The organism is Streptomyces gottesmaniae, assembly GCF_031845845.1.
Classification (GTDB): domain Bacteria; phylum Actinomycetota; class Actinomycetes; order Streptomycetales; family Streptomycetaceae; genus Streptomyces; species Streptomyces akebiae.
The window spans coordinates 1-457 of sequence record NZ_JAVRFJ010000130.1 but is presented as its reverse complement, the minus strand read 5'-3'; the positions used below and the strand labels follow the sequence as shown (position 1 = coordinate 457).

The 457-nt window shown below is 48.6% G+C and carries 2 protein-coding genes; one reads left to right on the top strand and one right to left on the bottom strand.

Translation table 11 applies throughout. The features are described from left to right. Positions 1-200 (bottom strand): Nif3-like dinuclear metal center hexameric protein (locus tag RM704_RS45760; RefSeq protein ID WP_498076452.1); only part of this gene is annotated, 200 nt, incomplete at its 3' end. 128 nt (positions 201-328) lie between these two features. Here RM704_RS45760 and RM704_RS45755 point away from each other — a divergent pair. Next, on the top strand, positions 329-457 hold a 129-nt coding region (locus RM704_RS45755), incomplete at its 3' end, for a LysR family transcriptional regulator (RefSeq protein WP_498076453.1).

Below are 457 nucleotides of genomic sequence, written 5' to 3'. Positions count from 1 at the left end.
ATACCGTGATGTACCAAAAGCAAATCTGCCTTCTGCTCCACAGCAAAATCAATCGCTGCCCTGCTTGCCGTTACCGACGTAACGATTTTCCCGATATATTCCCTCCCTTCAACCTGCAAACCATTGGGGGCGTAATCTTTAAACGATGCCGTCTGCAACGTTTCGTCGCACCAGGCTAAAAAATCTCTGCGCAAAACCATATTTTTCCTGTCATTTCCAAACAAGCGGGCATTCTAACCGCAAATGCCCGAAACGCCCATTTTTCCGATTTGCACCCGCATATGAATTATTTTAATATGCGCCGGTTCAATATGCCGTCTGAAGCCCCATGGATTCCATTATCGAATTGCGCCACCTCAAAACCCTGCTGGCACTTGAAGAAACCGGCAGCGTCTCCCTTGCCGCCAAACGGGTTTTCCTTACCCAATCCGCCCTTTCCCACCTGTCTCTTATACAC